A 19024-nucleotide genomic window follows, 5' to 3' on the forward strand; every position below is an offset into this window, starting at 1 on the left:
GTTAGCATCACCCATATGAACCTATACATAGCATACTTTGCCTATCGAATTTAGAGGTGGAATGTTAAAAACATGTTCTTTAATTCGGCTAAGCATTGATTAAATATAAAAATATTTAAATCAAATGTGAATAGACCCACTATAAAGCGGGTCTATTATGGATCGTTACAAGGCTGGAGAACACTTGTGTGATCCTACGTGAACTCAGTCAGGATTTAGCTTGAGTTGAATCAACTCAAAGATTCACTTTAACATTCATGATTGATGTTCATCAGCAGGCTTATTGAGTTTTAAGACTGCCATCCGTATGAACATTGGCTTTGGCACCACCAATCGGCGTGTTTAACTCTACGCTAGAGTTTGTATTGGCATCAGCTTGTTTAGACTCAGGTGTTAACGCTGCTTTGGTTTTGTTCCAACGCTCTTGAGTTGCTTTTTTAGCTTGATTTGATTTTTCAGAGGCTTTTTCTTTTACAGATTTGGTTTTGTCCTGAGCGACTTTTTTCTTATCAGCCGTAAAATTTTTAGTGTCTTGCCATTTATCTTGAGTAAATTCTTTGGTGTTATCGACACCTTTTTCGATACCATGACCCACTTTGTCAGCGGCATTATGTACACCTTGATTCAAGCTGCTGATTACACTTTTATTGTTGGTTTGTACTTCAGCCGATGTACTTACCTGACCATTAACAGAAGTACCTGTGGTCGAAGTTGTGTTCGCAAAGATTGAAGCTGAAGTCATTAAAGCTGTTGCTAGAACTGTGGTTTTCATTATGTTGTTCATGGATCTGTCTCCTATATGGTTTTCCTGATGGATGGTTAAAATCATCATCAGGGATCAGACAGAAAGCATAGTAAAGGCTAAATTGAGCCAATATTGGATTTGAGATTAAACATACACAGGCAGTCAACGCCGTGGTAACAATCATGAACATATTGTGAATTCATGGATTGATTTATTTATTTTTAAATTATTATTTTTATTGAATATTTTAAAATGGCTTTAGTTTTTTATTTACAGAGTAAAGCTATGTAAGTGAGAAAATCACACTCCAAAAAGGCTGGTTACAGTCTATGAATTCAATTCTTATCATCAAAAATACGTATTTAAAACTGTAATAAACGTTAATTTAAGCCTTAAAAAACCTGAACACTCGAAAGCATTCAGGTTCTGTAAATCATCAACAATGAAAAATTAGTTCTTCAAGTTAGTTCTTTAAATATTGAGTCGGTACTTTAGGAAGAACAACACTTGATGGGTATTTCGAGTTTGAGTAAATCGAAATTGAACCAAGTAATGAAGATGTTAAGCTTGGTAATGGAGAAGTACCTTTCCATACATCGCTTGAAACCACAGAGATTTGAATACGATGTCCTTTAGGAATCAAGGCAGCAGTTGCTGGAACTTCAATATTCACTAAGACTGGCTTATTCTTCTCTAAAGGTTGAACATCGGACTCTTTAAAGGTGTGCCATGGTTGAATCATTTGCCCTTTGATGTAGCGTGAACGTGATTCATCCACCTTACGCATAGATGCCGTAATGATACCTGTACTTAAAGTCTTCGCATTGCCTGTACGTGGGTCAACATCAGAAACACGAACGACTAAACCACTGTCTTTAGAGCTTGATGAAATCCATAAATCTGCCTGCATAGGACCATTGAGGTAATAGTCCTCTGTTAAAGGCACAGAGTTGAAAACTGAAGCAGGAATATTGGACATGTTGCTGTTTTCAAGACATGGGAATGGCAAGATAGATGTCGCACCAATTAATACTTGTTCAGTTGTACTTGAGCATAGACCAAAGGTCGGTGCTTGAAGTAAGTAGTTTTCACCTGAAGTATTGGTTGGACGATCTTTCACAAGGTTGCCACGGTTGTTTAAGAACAAACGATCTGGATCAATTGCAGCATGTGGCCAATCTGTACTCACGACATATTGATCATAACCATGTACCCATTGAGTTACGTTAGGCAAGCTTTCCGCACCAGTGTTGATACCTTTTAAATATTGGTCAAACCACTGCAATTGCATCTTGTCTAAGCTCGGCACATTACCTTTTGGCAAGCTCGGGAACAATTGTGCAGCTTGAATATGCGCCCAAGGACCAATAAAGGTTTTAACCGTGGTGTGACCTTTTAATGCTTCATGCCAAAGCGGTTCACTGCGTTGGAACAAATCACGTGTACCACCCACAATAAAGGTCGGTACAGTAATTTTATCAGCTTGTTCTAATAATGAACGCTCTGCCCAAAACTCATTGTCAAAAGAATTGGCTTTACCAGTGAATGCATCGGCAAACAATGGAATTTGGAATTCGGTACTATTTTTAAGTTTATCTAATGCGATCAATTTGCCAGAGATTGGATCGTGAACCAATGTATCAATTGGCAATGTACCTAAAATGGTAATTAAACTCATCCAAAGCGGAATGAAGTTAGTATTCAGCTGACCACCATTGAACAGAATGTCACGATACGCATCACCCATAGGTACAATTGGGAATGCTGCTTTAATCGCAGGATGCTGCGTCGCTGCACCCAATACAGCCGTAATTCCTAAATAAGAAACGCCGTATAAGCCGACTTTACCGTCAGAGAAACTTTGTTTACTTGACCAATCAATGAGTTGATAAGCATCATTTTGCTCAGTTTTACCAAAAGCTTCCCATTTGCCTGTTGAATTACCTGTACCACGAACATCAGCAACGACAGTCGCATAACCTCGTTTTACCATTTCAGGATCAGCACCACCTGCAATTGCAGATACTTTACCTGCAACGCCTGCGCTATAAGCACTTTGGATCAGAATGACTGGGAATTTTTCATTGATAGGACGACCAGATGCATCCGCAGGTAGCGTTACATATACAGCCAAACGTGTACCATCAGGCATGGTGACCCATTGAGCAGGGAGTGTGGTCGATTTAGGGTATTGCGCAGGGCGGTCATACAATTTCCATTGCGCATTGGCATTGGTCAGAGATGGTACTTGCGCTTTACTTGGTGATTTACGTGTACCTAGCTGAGTGTTTTTCAACGAAATCGTTGTACCTGGTAGGGTTGTACTCGGATTGGTTGGATTTACTGGCGCTGGTTGTGGCGTCAGATAACTCAAATCTGAATTCACGTTTTGAGTCGGGTTGAGTGTTTTATTTGCTATGCCGATAGATGTCGCAAGTATCGTGACACCTATACCCAAAGCGGCATAGAAAGAGTTTAGCAATTTCATTACACAAATCCTTGTATAGATTTAATTGTTAACAGTGCTTTAAATGAAGAAAGGAATAGTTTTAGTATTTTTATTCCTGATTTTTTATGTGTTTCATTTGCCGTTTTTGATTAAAAATGTGAATTTTTATCAGGCTTAAATGTTGTATCACTGTTTAGTTTTACTAACAAGCTTTCAGCATGCAGTTTGTCGGAATAGCGATATAAAATTAATTAAGTCTTTTATTTTTATTAAAAAAAGATGTTTTTAAAGCAATAATTAAAAATACACTTGTATATAAATAAGGTTTTTTTGAATGATTATTCTTGTATTAAAATGGGTGAGCTAGCTTTAAAGATGATGTATTTTGCCAGTCGAGATGTGACTGTAGACAGCATTAAAAAGCACAAAAAGATCGGATCTCTTTGTGCTGATGGTTTGGAAGATGTTGTTTAAATATCACTCAAGATTTGAAGATCTGCGCTTAGATATTTTCACATTGTTTCAAGTTCGATGCTTTGAAGTTGTTTTTGAGTGCATGGAAGTTTTTGATTTTTTCAGGGTCTTGTGGGTCAAATACAGTGCCTTGGTCTTCGACTTGTGCATCGACTTTGGTGAATGCAGAAATAAGTTGATCATTTTTAAATAACCAATATTCAGTTGCTTTACCTGTTGCAAAGTTACCTGTGAACTCGATGAGGCAGTTGTCTTTTTGTTTAATCAGGCGTGCCATGTTGTGTTTGGTTTCAGGCTCAACAGCGATGTTTTTGTGTTGTTCTAAAACAATAGGGGCGTTGGGAGTTAATGGAGCAGTCGAGCAAGCTGTCAGCAAAAAGATACTCAGCGATGCTAATGTTAATACTTTGTAGTTCATAACTTAATCTTTTTCCATGTGTTATGCAGAAGAGTATAAGAAGTTCAAAAATACAAACCTATAAGATTAATGTTTTTTAAAGAAATCTACATAATTTCAATCAAATCATAGCTCTCAATAGTTTTTTCAAAAGTTGGATGAGTACTAATTTGTTTCATTACCTTTAAAACTATAAATTGATTAATGCGTAGCTTTTCAATTTCAGGCAATAAAGACTTTTCTAAACGTATTCGATACGTTTTTTTATCTTCATCAATCAAAGTGATTTTTCCAGAGCTATCGAGGTTTTGTATGAAGCCAGAAATTTCACACACTACAGGTTTTTGGATTTCTAGTTCATTTAAAAAGTTTAAGGCAGTTTCGATTTTTTGTGTATTTCCCATCCAATAAAGCTTCTTATTGTGATGAGAGTTCCAGTTAAGTTCAAAGTCTAAGTTATTGCTTTTTAACGCAGATAACATGGATTTAATACTAGAAATACCTTTATTGCCCATCATTGAGAAAATTTCTTCATTATTTTTAGGGTGGTCTAATGATTGAAAAAATGAAAACCAATGAGTGAGTGTATTTTGAGATAGACTCCATCCAAATAAATCTGGTTGGATTTCTAGGCTAATAATGAATTTTGTAGAACCTGAAACAATATTGGCTAAGCGTAGATCTAACTCAGATTGATTAACAAAATCAGCATGCTTCTTTGGTTTTTTCACTTTAGTGGAAAGTGTGATAAGGCTTTCAGCTAAGCCTTTCGATAAGGCTGCATGCAACATTAAAGGGAGTGAACCATTATGAGCTTTGTCACCTATAAAGCGAACTTCTAAAATTTCTTTTTCTCTACGGAGTTGTAGATCGTACAGCTGTTTTCTAAGGCTGTTTAAATGCTCTTTGAAAGAGTTAAGCGAAGCGACTTTGAAGCGATCATTCTTGTCTAATGTTTCACTGTCTTTTTTTACTATTTCTTCTGCTAAATGTATTTGTTCTTCAAGAGTAGAGATGTTCATTTGGATTTACTCGAATTTGAATGAAACCTTTAGCTTCATATAATTGATTGAAACTGAAACGACTACGCCAGTAGTGATATTTATCTTCATCGCTCATGTAATTGAAAAAAAGATCACAGCCATATCGGGCGCGAATTGTATTACGATTTACTAGAAATGAAAGTAACTCATTATATTTTTCGGCAGATAATTTATTAAGGTCTTCTTGATTCAGAAATAGAACTATATCAATGTCACTAGGATGAGGTTTCTTTGAACAAAGTGAGCCATCAATCCAAATGATCATTTCTACTTGATATATTTTTAGGTCTCGGATTAATGCTCTTAAGCGATTACATAGATGTGAGCGAGTTCTTTTTTCCTGAAATGGAAACAAAACAGTTTTTTCTAGATCATCTAAGAGTATTTTGTGAATACCTGGATCTAGTAAGCACGGATAAATCACTTTACCTTCAGATAATCGTTGGGGGTCTCTTTCTATATTTTCTGTAAAATTATTGTCTATCATATTGAATTACATTAAGTAATAATAAATTTTTATATCATAAGTTTAAGTCTAGATATATAAAAAAAGACCGCTAATGCGGTCTTTTTAGACTAATATTAGTGCTGTAACACTGAAATATCAGCCACTTTCGTAAACAAGTCACGAAGTTGAGCAAGCATTAACAAACGGTTTGATTTGAGTGCAGCATCATCAGCCATCACCATTACACCTTCAAAGAAAGCATCGACTGGTGTACGAAGTGCAGCAAGTACAGACAACGCAGCAGTGTAGTCTTTGGCAGCAAACAATGGCTCAACCACAGGCGTGATTTTCGCAAGTTCAGCGAATAATGCTTTCTCAGCATCTTCGACTAAGTTTGCTTCAACCACTTGACCTTCAGGTGCAGCTTCTTTTGCAAGAATGTTTGCAACACGCTTGTTAGCAGCAGCAAGAGCAGCAGCTTCAGGAAGCGCACGGAAATGATTCACCGCATTTACACGCTTATCAAAATCTAAAGGAGATTTTGGTGATAACGCTTGAACCGCTTGAATCACATCAACAGCAACGCCTTGGTCTTCATATTTCGCACGGTAACGACCTTCAAGGAATGCAACGGCATCCGCCAAAGTCTTATCGTGATCTTTCAATACATCGCCATAGGCAGCGAGTGCTAGTTTGATGAGGTCTTCAATCGATACATCAAGCTCATTTTCAGTCACAAGACGTAAAATACCAATCGCAGAACGACGAAGAGCAAACGGGTCTTTAGAACCTGTAGGCGCTTGACCAATCCCGAAAATACCCGTCAAAGTATCTAAACGGTCTGCAAGTGCGATCGTAGTACCTGTCTTAGTTTTTGGTAAAACGTCACCTGCGAATTTAGGTAGATACTGCTCACCTAAAGACTCAGCAACTTCATCATTTTCGCCTTCAAGACGTGCATAGTAAGTACCTGCAATCCCTTGAAGTTCTGGGAATTCACCCACAAGCTCAGAGGTTAAGTCACATTTCGCAAGAAGTGCCGCTTTTTCAGCATCAGCAGGATTTGCACCAGTAATCGGCGCCAAAGCAACAGCCAATTTGGCAATACGTTCAGACTTGTTCCAAAGCGTACCCAATTCTGCTTGGAAAACCATGTTTGCTAATTTCTCTTTACGAGATGCAAGCGGTTGCTTTTGATCTTGTAGGAAGAAGAATTCAGCATCCGACAAACGTGGACGTACAACTTTCTCATTACCTTCAATAATTTGAGTCGGATCTTTCGACTCAATGTTTGAAACGGTAATGAAGTACGGTTGAAGTTTATTGTCAGCATTCACTAAGCAGAAGTACTTTTGATTGTCCTGCATAGTAGTGATAAGCGCTTCTTGAGGAACAGCTAGGAAGCGTTCTTCAAAACTTGCACGTAGCGCAACAGGCCATTCAACCAATGCTGTTACTTCATCACGAAGATCCGCAGGAACAATTGCAATTGCATTTACTTCATCAGCAAGTGCTTTCACTTGACCGTCGATAATTGCTTGACGCTCTTCAAAGTTTGCAACCACATAAGCGGCTTTTAACTTCGCAAGATATTCATCAGCGTGCGTTAAAGTAATTGCTTCAGGCGCATGGAAACGATGACCATAAGTCACGTTACCTGCTTTATGATCTTGAATGGTTGCATCAACAATATCGTTGTCTTTCAGCAATACCACCCATTTGACCGGACGTACGAATTCAGTACGGCTTGCAGCAGAACGCATACGTTTAGCGATTGGAAGATTGTCTAAAGCAGCTTGTAAAATTTGCGGTAAAAGCACATCAAGGCTTTGACCTTTAACGTCTTTCAAGTAGCACACTTTTTCAACTTTACCTGCTTGGAAAGTGGTGACTTGATCAACCGTGATGCCTTGACCACGCATAAAGCCTTCTAAAGCTTTAGTCGGGTTACCTTCAGCATCAAACGCAGCTTGTTTCGCAGGGCCGTCAAAACGTTTTTGAGTATCTGCTTGAGCGCCATCAACATTGATAATTTTTAATGCCAAACGGCGTGGTGCTGCATAAGCTTCAATCGCATCGAAAGCCAAGCCAGCATCTTTTAAGCCTTTTACGGTTTCTGCTTGTAATGCGTCACGTAATTTTTTCAGGCTTTTGGGTGGAAGTTCTTCACAACCTAATTCAAATAAAACTGTATGTGTCATTTTTAAATATCTTCTTTAAATGTTGATGTATCACTATGAAGTTGATTTAAACATCAACTTTAAATCCTAAAGGAACATCACAGGCTGCTTGACCACCACGAATGCCCCAATTTTCTTGAGGAATTTCACGAATCACAATAGTGACATAATTGGGTGGAATACCAAGTAACTTTAGATTGTCTACAATACCTTGATAAAGGGCACGTTTTGCCTCAATAGAGCGCCCAGCAAAAGCATCAATAATAATGTGAGTATATAACTCTGATTGATCTTGATGTGGTGGGCAGGCAAAACGATGTGGTAAATGAGAAAAGAAGCGAATAAACCTATCCGTTTCAGGAATTTTAAAGTGTGTCACTAAAGCTGACTGAACTGCATCGATGATGGCAATTTCTTGCTCAATTTCATATTCCCGTCTTACTTCAATGGTCACACTTGGCATATCTTACTTCCTCATCATTTTTGTTTTATCAATGTATTAACCTTTCTGCGCTTCTGCTTCAACTTGTGCTTTTAACTGTGCAAGAACTTCATCACGCAGTTCAGGTTCTGCCATTGGGAAGCCCAATTTCGCACGTGCAGCCACATAACTTTGTGCAATTGAACGTGCCAAAGTACGTACACGTAAAATATAACGCTGACGTTCAGTCACTGAAATTGCGCCACGTGCATCTAATAAGTTAAAGCTATGTGATGCTTTGATTACTTGTTCGTATGCAGGAAGTGGAAGTTCAGCTTCGATTAAACGTGTCGCTTCAGCTTCGTAGAAATCAAATAGTTCAAACATTTTTTCAACGTTTGCATATTCAAAGTTATACGTCGATTGTTCCACTTCATTTTGATGGAATACGTCGCCATAGGTCACAGTACCGAACTGACCTTTAGTCCAAACAAGATCATATACAGAATCAACACCTTGCAAATACATGGCAAGACGCTCTAAACCGTAAGTGATTTCACCAGTAACAGGGTAGCACTCAACACCACCGACTTGTTGGAAGTAAGTAAACTGCGTCACTTCCATACCGTTGAGCCATACTTCCCAACCTAAGCCCCATGCGCCAAGCGTTGGAGATTCCCAGTTGTCTTCGACAAAACGGATGTCATGTACAAGTGGATCGATCCCAATCGCTTTAAGCGAGTCTAGGTACAACTGTTGGATGTTGTCTGGATTTGGCTTAAGTACCACTTGGAACTGGTAGTAGTGTTGTAAGCGGTTTGGGTTTTCGCCATAACGACCGTCTTTCGGACGACGTGAAGGTTGAACATAAGCCGCGTTCCAAGTTTCTGGCCCTAATGCACGTAGGAATGTTGCAGTGTGGAATGTACCTGCGCCCATTTCCATATCGTAAGGTTGTAGGATTACGCAACCTTGTTCAGCCCAGTAGGTTTGTAAGGCAAGAATTAAGCCTTGAAATGTATCAATATGCGATATGGCGCGACTCATGTAGCATCCATTAAAATTAGTGAAAAATTGGGTCTAAGTATAAGGATTTTACAGAGGAGTGGCAAAGGTTAGTCCATAAATTTCTGTGAGGGCTGAATGGAGGCTTTTCCACATTCTCTAAATAGCAAAATCCAATAACTTATTGCTGTTGGAATTGAAAATAAACATAGAGTCCACGAATCGTCTAATCCTAATTTTAAGATTATATAGCCCAAAGAAATTAAAATGATGGTGTGTAATGAAGCACAAAACAGAATGGACCAAAAATTAATATAAAAATATTTGAGTAAAAAAAGTTGCATTAAGTAAATAAAGATATAACAGAAGAAAAAATAAAAAACTATTGCTCCTGCTACAAAGGGCAATAGCATAAACAACATATCTAAAGTCTCTAATGCAAATTGAGTTCCTATAAGCATTCCCAGTATGGTTATGAGATAATAAATAAAGAGGAGATATAAAGGGGCAGTGATTAAGCTCTTTTGAATTTGGGTTCGATTAACATTCAATCTTAAACTGAAAATTTTACTTATTTTTGAAATGATATTCATAATTTTATTATCAATTTTAATGATGCGGTTTAGTGTGACCTGCACATAGTAAATCATGATGAACACGGCATTCACATTCATCATGCCATCCATAATGTAGATCTCTACAGATTTGATGAGAAATGTTTTGAGAGAACTGTAAACTGTTTGGATCAATTTGTAGTTCCTCTACGAGGAATAAGAAAGTTGTATTTGGATGAGGCCAGTTTGCATTTGGGTTATAGCTTCTAACTTTATTTCCCAGCCTTAATTCTGCTTCAAAGAGTTCTTTTAGACATTCACAAATTTCATAACTCTCATTTTTTTGTTCTTTAACCTTCTTTTTGTTTTTCATATTTATATCCAAAAATTTTTATATAACACCAAAAAGTAAAAGCTGTGCTGAGCGTGATGATCAAAAAAGGATTAAAAATAAATAACTCCTTTAATTCTGATGCTGTATTAGGAATATTGGAGTATCTAAAATATTCTGCCAATAATGTAAGGATCAAAGTTGATATGTAAGCACTCAATAAAAGGATGAAAACTTGAAGTCGTTTATATTTATTGAGAATGCATAAAAAAACAAAAATGAAAGGTAATAATATAAATATGTAAATCAAATATGCGCTTAAAAATATTTTACACAATAAGAGTAAATTACTATGACCTTCATAGTTATCAAAAAAAGTTGAATCTGGAACAATGACATATAAGAAATATAAGACAAATATAGGAATTGGAGCAACAAAAAGCCCATGTATGATGGTTGATAAATGATATTTTCTAGGCATATTGAATCATTGTCTTTGATTTTTGGTATGAATTTTTTTGAACAAACGAATGTATAAAACTTAACACTAATCCTTAAATAATTCTTAAAAGGAAGCAAATAATTGTTGTGACTCTTATGTGTTATGTTATAACATTTCAAAATAAGCATAAATTTAATGTCACACGTTCATCAATGGAAATAACATATGAAAAAAATAATCAATTTTTCAGGACTCATTTTAACCAGTATTTTACTCACAGCCTGTGGAGGGGGTGATGGCTCATCTTCAAGTAATCCACCAATCCCTGATGAAAAACCAAACTTAGAAAATCAACAAGGGCGCTTGTTGATTTTGACTGAAGACCCAGATCGTCCTCAGTTAAATCTTTATGATCTGGCACAGAAACAAACCATTCACAACGCTCAACTCAGTTTTAACCCCAGTGCAATACATGCCAGTGCAGGCTATCGCTATGGTGTATTGATGAACCGCACACAGGGTATCGTCAATTTTTATGACAGTGGCTTAAGTTTAAATAAAGGTAATATCTCTAGCCAAACTCCACAATTATTAAAATATCAACTCAATGGGGCATCACCGACTCATTACCGAAATTTCAATGATCAAGCTGCGATTTTCTATGATGGCAATAACGATCAAAGTTCAAAATTTGATGTTTTTAAAGACCAAGATATTTTTAATAATAGTGTTGCAAGCCAAGGTTTACCTTTTAAGCATCACGGTGTGGCAGAACCTCGTGGTGATCTTGTTCTCAGTACCTATCTTGCGGATGGTCAGTCCAAAGTCAGCATCGTGAAAAGCTATGGCATACATGGCGATCATTTTCATGAGCAACAAACTTTAAGTAACCCTTGCTCGGGTTTACACGGAGCTTCATCAATTCAAAAATTTTCAGCATTTGGCTGTGAAGATGGGGTGTTGGTGGTGGAGCAACAAGGTCAGAAATTTACAGACTTTAAAATTTCACTTCCTGTACGTATAGGTACAGTGGTTGGGCATCATTTAGCACCGAATTTAGTCGCATTGGCATCAACGACACCTGATCTGTTTATCATTGATCCGATTCTTAAAAATACCAATCAAATCCAATGGGTGAATGATCCAAGTACAACACGCTTGAAACAGATTTATAGTTCATCAGGAAAGTTTTTTGTGGTGCTCGATAGCAAAGGTGTATTGAATATTTTTGATAGCAAAACATGGGAACTGAAAACACGTCTGAATGTCATAGATGCACAATCACCTGATTTGACGAAAACTCAATTGGTGGCTAATGGACGTGCGGATGAAGTTTATTTAAATGATATTCAGAATAAATCAATCATTCAGGTCGATTTAAAAACAGGAGCGATTAAACAAACCATTCAACTGAATACTGTGCCGAATCAGTTCACGTGGTTGGGTGTGATCTAATTCAATTTAGAAAATTAAAAAGCACGAAATATCGTGCTTTTTAATTTTTGGCTATGTAGTTTAAGTTGTAGTTGAGCTATAACTTAAAGAATATTTGTATCCATTTTTTATTTAAAGGTGCTGCTTAATTAGGGGTGAATGATTTTTGCTTTTTTATATGTGATCCTTTATACATTATGTATTAAAAATTAATAGAACATAAAATGCTATTTAGAACGATTAGAAAAAACTTAATTTTAATTATATTTCTTATTGCAAGTTCATTTATAGCAATACCAATCATTCATTTGATCAAAGCAAAAATCAGTGAGCCGAATCAAGACTTTAAAGTCAATCAGAATTATCGTGATGACGCCAGTAAGTTGAATTTAACAAAAGTTCATACAATAGTTGCGGTAGAGCAAGAACATACAGCTATACAAAAGCAATTAAGACAGCTTTTAAAGTATGCAAATAGACATAATTTTAAAGTATCGATATCGGGAGCTCAGCATAGTATGGGGGGACACACGATTTACCCTGATGGAATCTCTATCGATATGTTGCCTTACGATCATATGTCTTTCGATGAAAACACCAATATCTTAACCATTGGTTCAGGTGCCTCATGGTCCAAAGCATTGCAATATTTAGATGGTTTCGGAAAATCCATTGGAGTCATGCAGTCGTTTAGTAATTTTTCGGTTGGTGGTTCACTTAGTGTGAATGGGCACGGATGGCAAGCAGGTGCCCCACCCATTTCATCTCAAGTTATTGGCTTTACTTTGATGAACGCTGACGGTCAGATTATTTACTGTAGCCGTGATGAAAATGCAGAATTATTTAAGTTGGTTACAGGGGGATATGGGCTTTTTGGTATTATTTTAGATATTAAGTTAAAAGTAGTTAATAACACCGCTCTTCGATTCCATTCAGTTGCATTAAATCCTCAAGATTATACAAAAAGATATCAGGAGCTGATTAGTGATGATTCCAATGTGGAATTTGCATATGGTCGATTACGCATTTCAGATAAGCATTTTCTTGATCAAGCAACATTAAATTATTTCGAAAAAGTACAAGAGACTCCGCTTAAACTGAAACAACAAGTGAGTAAAAATGCGGAAGTTAGACGAATTGTTTTTAGAGGTTCTGTCGATAGTGAGTATGGTAAGCGTTTAAGGTGGGATTTAGAGCAAACGTTGAATGTTTTATCACCCCATATGACGTTCAGCCGAAATGAAATTTTGAATGAAGATGCTTCCCTGATCGAAAATAAAGACTTGAACTCTACAGATTTATTACATGAATATTTTATTCCTAAAAAAAACTTAGCCAAGTTTATTCAGGATGTTAAGCCAATTTTGCGAAATTCAGATGTAGATCTTTTAAATATCACTATTCGGGAAATATTAAAAGATGAGGATGCTTTTCTGAATTATGCGAGAGAGGATGTATTTGGACTGGTATTCTTATTCAATCAAAAGAAAACAACTCAACAAGAGCTGGCTATGAAAACTTTGACGCTAGAATTACTTGAAGTTGCTTTAAAATATAACGGAACATATTATTTGCCTTATCGTCTACACGTAGATCGCTTTAAAATGCGCTCAGCATATCCTCAAGCAGATCATTTTTTTAAGATGAAGAAAAAATATGACCATCGCCTTATATTTAATAATAATTTTTACTTAAATTATCATTGATAATGAGTGTTAAAACTATAAGTTGAATATATAAAACAAATACATTTTATAAATTAATCGTCCTATAATTCTGTCATTGCGATAAAAAGAATTCAGGTATGCCGTGCAGCAGACTCACATGAATTGGCTTAATACGCTTAAACCTAATTTTAAAATTCTACCTTTAAAAGAAAGATTGATCTGTGGGCTAGGGGCACTGATTGGATTAGCACTGTCATCGCTGATCAGTTGGTGGGTTTTGGGGGATATCAATGCATGGTACATCGCGCCAATGGGAGCATCATCTGTCTTACTGTTTGCAGTCTCTGCCAGCCCTTTATCTCAACCATGGAATATCGTAGTTGGAAATACCATTGCGGCTGTGATCGGAGTGACTTGTTCTCAGTTGATTCCTAATTTGACCGAGGCATTTAGTGTCGCAGTTGCTTTGTCCATTTTTTTGATGATGACAACTGATTCTTTGCATCCACCGAGTGGTGCTGTCGCTATTACTGCGGTATTGGGTGGTAACGCTGTACACGAACTGGGGTATTCTTTTGTTTTCTATCCAGTCTTATTAAATTCAATATTGTTGCTCATTATTGCGATCGTGTTTAATCGAATCTGTGGTAAAGCATATCCACAAGTTGCACAGTTAAATACACGTTCAAAAGATCCAACACCGACCCAAAAAGTCACCATTCATCCTCAAGATATTCAAGATGCATTGGATGATCAGACGCAATTACTGGATATTAGTGAATACGATTTACAAAAGATTATTTTAGATGCGCAGGCGAGGGCAAATGCACGGGCGAGTAATGCTTTAAATCATGTATATACTTGCGCAGACATTATGTCTAAAGATGTACTGAGCTTGGATGAAAATGATGATATTCATCATGCATTGGATAAGTTTAAAAGCATGAATCTGATGAGTCTGCCTGTCATTAATGATCAGGATCAAATTGTCGGGACTTTGGCACTTTATGAGATTGTTGAGTGGTTCAAGCAAGCGGTAGACGTTAGAACTTCATGGCAGCATCAAGTCAAACATATAATGAATCGGCAAGTGGTCACAGTGAAAGTAAGTCAGCCGATTCAAGATTTAATTCCTTATTTTGTTGAGCGATCATTTAACTATATTCCTGTGCTAGATCAACAAAAGATGGTCGGAATAATTAGTCGGGCAGATATGATTGCTGTGTTAAATCAGCAACTCTTACAACAGAAAAACTAAGCCTGAAATCTGATTCATTACAATGAAAATGAAAATTAATTCAAGCCAAAAAAACTACGAGCTCTTGGGGGGGGCGTAGTTGAAAAAGGATCAAATCAATACGGTAATGATTTGATATGTATCTGTTGCTCTAAGTTGAATCTGTTAGGCTTAATCCTGATTCACGGTGCGAATTGGATTTTGATAATTCGATGAAAGTGGATCATGTTTGAACTGCTTTTTTGGCATCACTAACCAAAGTACCAAATACACTAAAATACCTGGGAAAGCGGCACTCATCAGTGATACAACGACGAAGATGATACGAAGCAAATTCGCATTCCAACCAAAACGTTCAGCAATACCACCCATCACACCTGCAATCATATTTGAGCGGTTAGAGCGATATAAACCAACATTGGCCATTGAGGTCTCCTTTAAGAACCATAAGAAATGGATACATATTCCATAAACTAAACATAGCTTATTTGTATGTATATTTTATGGAGATGGTGAAATGCTTTTTAAAGTAAGCATGCAAAATAAATCGTTAAATTGTGTAAGTTTAAAATAAATGACTCGAGTTAAGTGATTGAAATATTTCATTTGGTTAATTAGTATAATTTTAGAAAAATCATTCATTTGCTCATATCAGCATGCGTTATAATGAGTGGATTAAAAGAATGATTAAACGACTTCCGGGTGTGATCGAATGCTCCAATCTAAAAAGCTCATAAATAGATCAGCATTATTCCTTGCAAGTTTATTGGTTCTTTTCGAACTGACCGCATGCAATCAATCCTCTTCCACAGAAGAGTTGGAAAAGTATGATGCAGAAATGCAGAGTCAAAAAGGTACTGTCAGTGAAGATGCACGTACACTGACTGAAATTGCAGGTAAGGCGACCGCACCTGTGGTAGAAAAAACGCAGACAAAATCAACTATAGATCAACAAGCCATGCCTTATGTCGGCAGATACTATGCTTCAATCAGTTGTGCCGATCCTTTGGTCTCTTGTGAGAGTGGAAATGCAGATTTTATTTTGAATCTATTGCCAGATGGTACAGCACATAGAACCATTATTTATTTAGGTACAATCACCTTTGAATCGCACAAGCAGTATCGCCAAGATACTTGGTCATATCAGCCTGAACTGAAGCAAATTACTTTACACCGTGCAAGTGGAGTGGAGTTCTTCTATACGGTGCAAGATCATCATACCATGGTGATGAATCGCGAGAAAATTCGGAATTTCACCCAAAAAAATATCGATTTTTTTGCACAGGGTGGTGCATTTCCGCTAGAAAATTATGTGCTTAAACGTACCGATTAATTTGGGGTAAATAGAAATGCTCTCAGGAGCAATGAGATTATTCCTACTGTTTAATCTTCAGCTTTTAAGATGAAATTTGAGTGATTTTGATTTTATTGGGCAGTTAAGTTGGAGACATCTTATCTGTCACCGTTATACGTATACTGAGTATAAAGTCCATTTTTGAATACAAATATTTAAAGTGCCTCTATGTTATCTCTAACATCAGCACTGAAAGATAAGAGTGATTATTTTAGACAAAGATGGATAAAGTATTTGTATTGAATATCAAATTTCAAATGCAAAAAAAAATCCAACATCATGTTATACGATGTAGATTGAATTTAGAATGTTTGAAATTAAATGGTGGGTCGTCCGCGATTCGAACGCGGGACCAACGGATTAAAAGTCCGCTGCTCTACCAGCTGAGCTAACGACCCTTGACGAGTTTAAATGATATGTATCATTTATACAGCGCAAGATATGGTATTTTGCATTATCCCGAAGGATATGATGGTGGGTCGTCCGCGATTCGAACGCGGGACCAACGGATTAAAAGTCCGCTGCTCTACCAGCTGAGCTAACGACCCATCAAGGATGTATCAAATAAGTGGTGGGTCGTCCGCGATTCGAACGCGGGACCAACGGATTAAAAGTCCGCTGCTCTACCAGCTGAGCTAACGACCCTGAACATCACAATCAAAAATAAATTTGAATGCAGAGTGTGAGAAAAACAGGATTTTTCTTACACCACTTCGTTTGATGGAGCGTATTGTAGCAAGATCTCAACCGAGCGCAAGTAAAAATTAAGAAAGTTGCCTATGGTTGATTATAAATGCAACAAATTTGCTTTATCTAATCAGAAAATAGGCAACTATCACTTTTAAAAGCGATATTTATACGCTTGAATGTTATCAAAAATCTCTTGAGTCATTTCACAATAGCGGTCTTCATGCGGTAAAAGCACCAAGATTTGCTCATCTGTTTTGCTTAAATCAAAGCCTTCTTCCTTTAACTTACTTTTTTGATATTTGAAGGTGCCAGTAGTTTCGATGGCTTTTTGAACACGTAGGAAAACAGGAACAGCATAAGAAGGTAAATTTTTATTGAATTCAGTTGCCATATTGGCGAAATCTTCTTCATTCAATGTTTCGCCCTCTTTTAAAGTGATAGCAGCCATCCCTGCACGACCATTCGTATTGGGTATTTCAACACCATAGACCACTGCTTCTGTGATTTTCTCATAATCACTACAGATATTTTCTACTTGAGTCGTCGATACATTTTCACCCTTCCAACGGAAAGTATCGCCTAAGCGATCTACAAATTGTGCATGGCGGTAGCCAATGTCCTTCACTAAATCACCGGTAATGAAGTAAGCATCATTTTGAGTAAAGACGTTGTGCATGATTGAAGATTTATTTTTTTCAGGATCTGTATAACCATCGAAAGGTGAGCGATTGGTGATTTTACCGATGAGTAGACCTGTTTCACCTTTTTTAACTTTAATACAGTGACCTTTTTTATCCAAAATAGGCTGATCTTTCTCTTTATCGTATTGAATAATCGCATAAGGTACTGGCGAGAAGCCTACTGTATTATCAAAGTTTAAAACGTTAGAGAAGCCGACATTACCTTCACTCGATGCATAAAGTTCAAATACTTCTTCAATACCAAAGCGCTGTTTAAATTTATTCCAAATGTTTGGACGCATACCATTGCCAATCATTTTGGTGACACGGTGTGAGTGTTCATCACTGGATTCGGGTGCATCCATTAAGTATCGACACAGCTCCCCAACGTAGCCAATAGCGGAGGCATTAAACTTTTTGACATCAGTCCAGAAGTGAGAGGTCGAGAATTTACGTCGTATAGCGAGGGCTGAACTACCTGCAATCACACCACACCAGCAAACGACCATGCCCGTCGCGTGATACAGCGGTAGCGTACAGTACATGACATCATCTTTGTTTAGATTAAGTACATGACCATAGGTGCCATAGGCGAGCATCCAGCGACTATTACTAAAGATGACAGCCTTGGGTAAGCCTGTTGTTCCTGACGTGTAAATATAAAATAGGCCATCTGCACCCGTAACTGTATGGGTTTCTTTTAAGTTTGATTTAGAAAATGACAAAATTTCTTGAGCTAAGTTGTTATAGCCTTGGGGTGCTTCACCCACATTTTGTCGTGTATTTTGATCTGCAAACCAGTAGAAACGTTGTTCAGATATTGTCAAAGTTTCACGTACCTCTGAGACTGCTTCACGGCATTCTTCACCGACAATAATCGCAATAGGTTTTACAAGGTTAATACTATGCGTCAGGACTTTACCTGTTTGAGAGGTATTTACCATTGCAGCGACAACACCGATCTTGGCTAGACCAATGATCGTTGCAAGTAATTCAGAGCGGTTTTCTATAATCACCGCAATCACATCACCTTTTTTTGCCCCTTGAGCGAGGTAAAAGTGAGCAATTTGATTGGCCCAATCATTTAGTGCGGTATAGCTATATTTCTGGTCTTCAAATAGGAGGGCATGACCAGTAGGGTTGCGTTTTACAGCTTTTTCAAAAGCCAGTGCTAAGCCCGCTGGAGTAGATGCTGTCCTAAAATAAGCTTGTGTCAGTCCAACAGCAATGTGAGGAAGTTTTCCGATTAACTTGGGTAAGCGTACAGCAACGTCAGTGAGTCCGATTAGATCATGATTATTTGTTTGGCTCATGGGAATCCTATTTTGTATTCTTTTTCCGTTTATCTTTAATTCGTCGCAATATAATTTTGCTGTCATTTTCAGAGTATTTTTTAAACTAAGTTGCGTGCTAATTCAATATTCATTCATTAAACGTGTCTAACAAGCCTGTTAAAAGTAACAAAAAAAACCT

General features: G+C 37.2%; 15 protein-coding genes and 3 tRNA genes. 4 read left to right on the forward strand and 14 right to left on the reverse strand.

From position 1 onward, the window contains the following. Positions 1-280: 280 nt before the first annotated feature. The 9 genes from AC5YDM_RS05145 to AC5YDM_RS05185 form a co-directional block, all read right to left on the reverse strand. A complete protein-coding gene (locus AC5YDM_RS05145; protein ID WP_496151043.1) occupies positions 281-784 on the reverse strand; it encodes a hypothetical protein in 504 nt (167 codons plus the stop codon). Positions 785-1208: 424 nt separating this feature from the next. Beyond that, positions 1209-3233, reverse strand: coding sequence for a CocE/NonD family hydrolase (locus AC5YDM_RS05150; RefSeq protein WP_496151044.1), 2025 nt, complete (start codon positions 3231-3233; stop codon positions 1209-1211). A 463-nt stretch (positions 3234-3696) separates the two neighbouring features. After that, complete coding sequence (locus AC5YDM_RS05155; RefSeq protein WP_496151045.1) at positions 3697-4086, reverse strand: hypothetical protein; 390 nt, start codon at positions 4084-4086, stop codon at positions 3697-3699. Between the two features lie 86 nt (positions 4087-4172). After that, positions 4173-5087: a hypothetical protein gene (locus tag AC5YDM_RS05160; protein ID WP_496151046.1), complete on the reverse strand. Its 915-nt coding sequence runs from the start codon at positions 5085-5087 to the stop codon at positions 4173-4175. Next, the gene (locus AC5YDM_RS05165; protein WP_496151047.1) at positions 5068-5595 is read right to left on the reverse strand and encodes a DUF6932 family protein; all 528 of its coding nucleotides are present in this window, start codon (positions 5593-5595) and stop codon (positions 5068-5070) included. The genes AC5YDM_RS05160 and AC5YDM_RS05165 overlap by 20 nt, the downstream gene beginning before the upstream one ends. A gap of 95 nt (positions 5596-5690) precedes the next feature. Further along, entirely contained in the window at positions 5691-7757 is a 2067-nt protein-coding gene (gene glyS, locus AC5YDM_RS05170; RefSeq protein ID WP_496151048.1) for a glycine--tRNA ligase subunit beta, read from the reverse strand. A 46-nt stretch (positions 7758-7803) separates the two neighbouring features. Then, positions 7804-8199, reverse strand: a complete 396-nt coding sequence (locus AC5YDM_RS05175) for a tautomerase family protein (RefSeq protein ID WP_496151049.1) — start codon at positions 8197-8199, stop codon at positions 7804-7806. Between the two features lie 36 nt (positions 8200-8235). Then, a complete protein-coding gene (glyQ, locus tag AC5YDM_RS05180) occupies positions 8236-9204 on the reverse strand; it encodes a glycine--tRNA ligase subunit alpha (RefSeq protein ID WP_496151050.1) in 969 nt (322 codons plus the stop codon). A 567-nt stretch (positions 9205-9771) separates the two neighbouring features. Further along, on the reverse strand, positions 9772-10089 hold the full coding sequence (locus tag AC5YDM_RS05185; RefSeq protein ID WP_496151051.1) for a hypothetical protein: 318 nt from the start codon (positions 10087-10089) through the stop codon (positions 9772-9774). A gap of 625 nt (positions 10090-10714) precedes the next feature. On the opposite strand from AC5YDM_RS05185, the gene AC5YDM_RS05190 reads away from it, so the two are divergent. The 3 genes from AC5YDM_RS05190 to AC5YDM_RS05200 all read left to right on the forward strand — a co-directional run bounded on the left by AC5YDM_RS05190 (position 10715) and on the right by AC5YDM_RS05200 (position 14848). After that, entirely contained in the window at positions 10715-11944 is a 1230-nt protein-coding gene (locus AC5YDM_RS05190) for a hypothetical protein (protein WP_496151052.1), read from the forward strand. Positions 11945-12147: 203 nt separating this feature from the next. After that, positions 12148-13629: an FAD-binding protein gene (locus AC5YDM_RS05195; RefSeq protein ID WP_496151053.1), complete on the forward strand. Its 1482-nt coding sequence runs from the start codon at positions 12148-12150 to the stop codon at positions 13627-13629. 118 nt (positions 13630-13747) lie between these two features. Next, positions 13748-14848, forward strand: a complete 1101-nt coding sequence (locus tag AC5YDM_RS05200) for an HPP family protein (protein WP_496151054.1) — start codon at positions 13748-13750, stop codon at positions 14846-14848. 150 nt (positions 14849-14998) lie between these two features. Here the strand turns inward: AC5YDM_RS05200 and AC5YDM_RS05205 are convergent, their stop codons facing one another. Continuing rightward, on the reverse strand, positions 14999-15253 hold the full coding sequence (locus AC5YDM_RS05205) for a PspC domain-containing protein (RefSeq protein WP_496151055.1): 255 nt from the start codon (positions 15251-15253) through the stop codon (positions 14999-15001). A gap of 286 nt (positions 15254-15539) precedes the next feature. Here AC5YDM_RS05205 and AC5YDM_RS05210 point away from each other — a divergent pair, with 286 nt between their 5' ends. After that, positions 15540-16160 carry a hypothetical protein gene (locus tag AC5YDM_RS05210; RefSeq protein WP_496151056.1) on the forward strand — a complete coding sequence of 207 codons (621 nt, stop codon included), beginning with the start codon at positions 15540-15542 and terminating at the stop codon, positions 16158-16160. 343 nt (positions 16161-16503) lie between these two features. On the opposite strand, the gene AC5YDM_RS05215 is transcribed toward AC5YDM_RS05210, so the two are convergent. The 4 genes from AC5YDM_RS05215 to AC5YDM_RS05230 all read right to left on the reverse strand — a co-directional run bounded on the left by AC5YDM_RS05215 (position 16504) and on the right by AC5YDM_RS05230 (position 18864). Then, a tRNA-Lys gene (locus AC5YDM_RS05215) sits at positions 16504-16579 on the reverse strand. Positions 16580-16653: 74 nt separating this feature from the next. Further along, positions 16654-16729: transfer RNA gene (locus tag AC5YDM_RS05220), tRNA-Lys, on the reverse strand. A gap of 21 nt (positions 16730-16750) precedes the next feature. After that, a tRNA-Lys gene (locus tag AC5YDM_RS05225) sits at positions 16751-16826 on the reverse strand. Between the two features lie 196 nt (positions 16827-17022). Beyond that, positions 17023-18864, reverse strand: a complete 1842-nt coding sequence (locus tag AC5YDM_RS05230; protein ID WP_496151057.1) for a long-chain-acyl-CoA synthetase — start codon at positions 18862-18864, stop codon at positions 17023-17025. Between the last annotated feature and the right edge of the window lie 160 nt (positions 18865-19024).

The organism is Acinetobacter sp. CY81 (assembly GCF_059515925.1).